3 protein-coding genes are annotated in these 5,289 nt (G+C 69.2%); 1 reads left to right on the forward strand and 2 read right to left on the reverse strand.

Translation table 11 applies throughout. The features are described 5' to 3' along the window. Positions 1–3 precede the first annotated feature (3 nt). Positions 4–939: a 3-oxoacyl-[acyl-carrier-protein] synthase III C-terminal domain-containing protein gene (locus VFB40_RS22760; RefSeq protein ID WP_324853934.1), complete on the reverse strand. Its 936-nt coding sequence runs from the start codon at positions 937–939 to the stop codon at positions 4–6. A gap of 48 nt (positions 940–987) precedes the next feature. Continuing rightward, positions 988–2,520, reverse strand: a complete 1,533-nt coding sequence (locus tag VFB40_RS22765) for a condensation domain-containing protein (protein ID WP_324853936.1) — start codon at positions 2,518–2,520, stop codon at positions 988–990. 761 nt (positions 2,521–3,281) lie between these two features. Between VFB40_RS22765 and VFB40_RS22770 the strand changes: the two genes are divergently transcribed. Then, positions 3,282–5,289, forward strand: a 2,008-nt coding sequence (locus VFB40_RS22770) for a S53 family peptidase (RefSeq protein ID WP_324853938.1), incomplete at its 3' end; no start/stop codon positions are given.

The raw sequence follows: 5,289 nt of genomic DNA on the forward strand, positions 1-5,289 counted from the left end.
CTGTCAGTGCTCGAAGACCATTGCGGAGAAGGCGGCGCCGAGGCCGGCTCCGGCGGCCGCCATTACGTAGCGGTCGCCTGGGCGCAGCAGGCCGCGGGTGCGCGCGGTGCGGTAGTTGACGAAGGCGTCGGCGCAGAAGAGGGGTCCGATCGAAGCCAGATTGTCGAGCACCACGCGGTCGAGCGGGAAGCCGAGCCTGCGGCAGACGCGCTGCCAGGCCAGCCGGTCCACGCTGTGCGGCAGGATGAGGCTGATCGCGCCCATCTCCAGCCCGCACCGCTCGACCGCCGTCAGGATCGCCGCCGCGAGGCAGTCCGCGTATTGCTGCTGCAATGCTGCAGCCGCTTCCGTTTCGTACCCGTAGTCCTCGAACTCGCCGCGCAGGTCGGTCGCGTAGGCGAGCAGCCGGTCGTGGGTGCCTTCCGCGCGGATGAGGCAGGCTGCCGCGCCCTCCGCCAGGAACCTGGTCTCCGACGCCGTCCGTGCCTGCCGGGCGAAACCCTTCTCGCCAGCCACGACCAGCGCGAGCGCGTCGGGGTCGGCGTCCGCTGTGAGGAGGCGGCCGGCGACGTCCACCGCGAGCAGGCCCGAGGCGCTGGCGTGGTGGCCGACCGCGAATGTCGCGGCTTGATCGAGCCCGAATTCGAAGCACAGCTCGCGCAGCGGATTTTGCGGATACTGCATCACCAGCGGGAACGTGCGCGCGTGCACGACGTACCGCACCCGATCCTCGCGGCCGCGCAGACCGTCCAGATCGGCCACCGCGCCGCGCAGCAGTTCGAGCAGCCCGCCATCGGGATCGCGGCTGGCTTGCCCGAGCTGGGGATATCGCCGGAACACCTGGACCTGCATCGTCGACAGCCCGAAATGCTCAGCCAGGTCCTCGATCGGGACGCGGCCGGACGGGACGTATACGCCGACGGCTTCCAGGGCGGTCATGGCGTTGCGCGCCCCGGCTTCCACCGCATGCGTGCGCAGCGCATTGAGCTATACACGGACGGCTGCCGCGATAGGCACCGGCGCCGTCACACGCGTTGGTGCGTCCGCATCGAATGCCGCCTCAATGGCCGCCGCCTCCATCTCGCGGGCCAGCGCTTCGTTGCCGGCAGGGGAGATGTGGCGAGTGTCAGCGCAGACCATCAGCGCGATGCCGTCCTCCGCGTCGTCGATGTGGAGGAAGAGCTGTTCGTAAGGGTTCTCTTTCCTCTCGATCCAGCCGAACTTGCTCAGCCGGCGCGCCGCCTCCAACTCCTCCCGGCTACGCGCGGGTTCGCCGGGCGTGATGCGGCGGTCGTTGAAGAACGCCCAGTTGACGCAACACCACGGTTCCGCGTCCGGGTCCAATTCGCGCGCCTCACGGCCGAGCCGGTCGATGAGCTTGGTCTCGGCCCGCGGATCGAAATACGAGTACTTCCGCACCGTCATCGAGACCTGACGCGCCCGGCGCACCACCTCGTCGATCGTCGTCTCGGCCGCGTCCAGGACGCACACCCCGCTCTGCACCAGGTTGCCCACCATGTCGGTGAGGCCGGGCCGGAAGCGGTTACTCGACAGAGGCCTGATCACCGCCGGGTTCAGCAGCCCGAGCCGGCCCAGCGCGGTCGCGTAGAGCGCCAGCAGTACGGCGGAGGTGTCGGAGGCGGTGCGCTCGGCGATGGCAGGCAGCGCGAGCTTCAAGGCACGCGAGCGCAGCACGCCGGTCCAATGCCGCGGATCGCGCTCGTCGTCCGAGAAGGGCAGCGGACGTGGCGGCACCGAGCGCAGGACTTTCTCCATGTGTCGGATCGCCGCGTCGCTGATCCGCCGCCCGGCCGGAGACTCCTGCCAGGCTGCCAATTCGAGCTGCTGCAGGCCGATCGCGGGTTCGGTACGCCTCGCCTCGACCTCCCGGCCGAGCGCCTGCATCCCGAGGCCGTCGCTGACCGTGTGACACGAGATGGCGATCACGTGTGTGGGCCGGCCCGCCTGGCGCAACACACCCATTTGCACGGGCCACTGTGCGCAGAAGTCGCGCGGCCTGGTGCGATAGCAGGCCTCAATCTGCGCTGCCGTCTCGTTCGCGTCGGCGCCGGGCGCCAGATCGTAGACGTCGAGCATGACCGTGCCGGAGCTGTGCACTTCCTGCAGCGCGTAGCCCTCGGCGTCGAATCGCAGCTTGGTGCGCATGGACGGGAAGCGCGACACCATGTAGCTGAGCTGGTCGGCGGCGTCCTGCACGCTCACGCCCGGCGGCAGCGGCAGCACGCCGCCCAGCGAGATCCAGCCCTGCCGGACCATCGCCTGCAGGATCTCGCGCTGTCCCCACGTCAGTTCCCCGACGCCTTCGCCATCCCCCGCGAACGGCACCGGCACCTGCTCGGTCGGAACCGGCACGAGCGCCGGCCTGATCAACGGGTTGAAGGTGGGGACCGTGACGGACAGCGGGAACGCGGTCTTCTTCAGGGCGGTCTTCTTCAGGTCCGCGTCCGGTCCGGTGCCCGTCCGGGTGTCGGCACCCGGTTCCACGATCAGTTCAGCCATGTCGGTTCGCCGCCGCTTCTGCCAGGGTCCGCCGCCGCATCAGGAGTCCGTGCACCTTTCCGGTGTGGCTGGTGAAGGCTGCTGATCGCCGCCCACGTCGAGCAGCAGCACCGGCCCCGGCGCCGGCCACGACGACACGCCAGTGGCCGACACGCGCCACCCCCTAAGCGAAACTCTCCGGCCGCTACAACGGATAATCAATGCCCCCGGGGCACATCCCGAATTCACCCGCTGGTAGGGGCCTCGGCCCTCGACTCACCGCCGTGAAACTTCCATGGAGCGCGGTGTGAGCTGCGGCGCGGGACCGCTGGTCATACAGGTCACTGATCCGCCCGTCAGAATTCTCACCGCATGTCCATAATTTCCGTTGTAGCGCGTTCTGTACTGCTACGTTTTGTGACATATCTAGCCCGAATTAGGCATGGCGGCGGTTGGTGCAAAGCTGCTACAAATAATCGTCTCGAGGGCTCGTCGGGAGTCGTAACATGAGTCCTCGTCGACTCCGCCGGGCACGTCGTGGCGGGTCATCAACTGCGTGGGGGGATTGTTACTTGTCCGAGCGTCCACTCGCGGTCAATATCGTCATACTCGCGGCGGCCATCTGCGACCTGCCCCGATTCCCGGGGATCGCCTCATTCGCCACGCTCTGACCCTAATAGCTCCGATGCTCCGGTATGACAGGACCGGGAGCACCGGTGTTCGCCGCCCCCGTGGGGGGATCGGCGGCTGACAGCACCACCGTACGAGACATGGGGATTCATGTGAACAAATCCAGCAGCGCCACTGCGCCCGAGGATGCCTCGGCGCAGTCCCGGCGCGTCCGGCGGGCCGCCATTCCGGCGGTCGCCGTCAGCCTCGCGGTCGGCGCGTCCCAGGTCGCGCTGGCGGTCCCGGGCCACGCGGCGGCGGTCAGCCGGGTGTCGGTCGGCGCGGCCCCGACCCTGCCGCACGGCGCCAAGAGCGTCGCGGCGCCGGCTGACTCGACCAAGCTGACCGTCGACATCCAGCTCAACACGCCGACCTCGGCCCAGCTGTCGGCGCTCGCCACCGCGGTCAACGACCCGAAGTCGCCCTCCTACCACCACTTCCTGGCGAAGGGGGAGATCGCCAAGCGGTTCGGCGCCTCCGCGGCTGAGGTGGCGGCAGTGGACGCGGCGCTCAAGTCCGCCGGCCTCACCCCCGGACCGGTCTCCGCGGACGGACTGTTCATTCCGGTCAGCACCACGGTCGGCCAGGCCAAGTCGGCGTTCGGCACCAACTTCGCCGGATACACCTTCGCCGGCCGCACCGTCTACGCGAACACCGCGGCGCCGAAGTTCGACTCCACGATCTCGGCCGACGTGGCCGGCGTCGTGGGCCTGGACAACATCGCCTACGCGGTGCCGCGCTACGTCAACACCAACCGCGAGGCGAAGGCCGGCGTGGCCGGCAGCGCGGCCAAGTCGCACGCCGTCTCGCCGAACACCGCGACGCCGGTCTGCACGAACATCGACAACATCCTCAACCCGCTCGGCCTGCACAACGGCACCGACTACTACCGGTCGGACACGCTGGCCGACATCTACGGCACCAGTTCGGTCCTGGCCGGCGGCGACACCGGTTCCGGTGTGACCGTCGCGGTCTTCGAGCTCGAGAGCTACGACGCGGCCGGCATCGCCGACTACAAGAACTGCTACAAGATCTCCACCCCGGTCAGCGAGGTCGCGGTCGACGGCGGCCCGACCGCCCCGGCCAACCTGTACACCAACGTGGGCATCGAGTCCGCGCTCGACATCGAGAACATCGCCACCGCGGCGCCCGGCGTCTCGATCATCGACTACGCCGGTCCCGATGCGAACCTGGCCACGGACGCCAACGTCCTGGACACCTACCAGAAGATCGTCACCGACGACACGGCCCAGGTGATCTCCACCAGCTGGGGCCTGTGCGAGGCGGCGGCCAACCCGTCGACCATCACCTCGGAGAGCACGATCTTCTCCAGCGCCGCAGCGCAGGGCCAGACGGTCGTCGCGGCCTCCGGCGACTCCGGTGACACCGACTGCTACGACCCGTCGTCCAGCTCGCCGGACGCCGAGCTCTCGGTGGACGACCCGGCCAGCCAGCCCACGGTCCTGGCCGCCGGCGGCACCACGATGAGCGGGCTGACCAACAACTCGATGGTCCAGTCCGCGTGGAACTCGTCGCAGACCAACTCGCAGGGCGTCACCTTCTACGGCGCCACCGGTGGCGGCGTGTCGACGAAGGAGAAGGCGCCGAGCTACCAAGCCAACAACGGCGTCAAGGGGTTCGGCTACACGCAGAACTGCGCCACGGCCGCGAGCACCGGCTGCCGCCAGGTTCCTGACGTCGCGGCGGATGCCGACCCGGCCACGGGCTACGTCATCGACGAGATCTACAACGACGGCAACCCGCAACACAACGGCTACTACTACGCCGTCATCGGCGGCACCAGCGGTGCGGCTCCGATCTGGGCGGCCATCTACGCCCTCGCCGACGCCAGCGCCTCGTGCAAGGCCAACGGCCTCGCCGGTCAGGCGGCCCCGGCCCTCTACAACGCAGGCGTCGCGCCCGCCGGGTTCTCGGTGTTCCGCGACGTGACCGCGGGCAACAACGGCATCGCCGCCTACAAGCCGGCCTACAGCTACCCGGCCACCGCCGGGTACGACATGGCGACCGGCTGGGGTACCCCGGTGGCGCCCGGCGTCGTCGCCGTCGCGTGCAAGGGCGCGGTCGCTTCTGCGGCCAGCTACTACGTGCCGAGCGGTCCGA

It is taken from the genome of Actinocrinis sp. (genome assembly GCF_035650855.1).
Classification (GTDB): Bacteria; Actinomycetota; Actinomycetes; order Streptomycetales; family Catenulisporaceae; genus Actinocrinis.

Bases quoted from the DNA above. Each gene is read 5' to 3' on its own strand.
- VFB40_RS22760 (WP_324853934.1), bottom strand. From the start codon at position 939: ATGACCGCCCTGGAAGCCGTCGGCGTATACGTCCCGTCCGGCCGCGTC.
- VFB40_RS22765 (WP_324853936.1), bottom strand. From the start codon at position 2,520: ATGGCTGAACTGATCGTGGAACCGGGTGCCGACACCCGGACGGGCACC.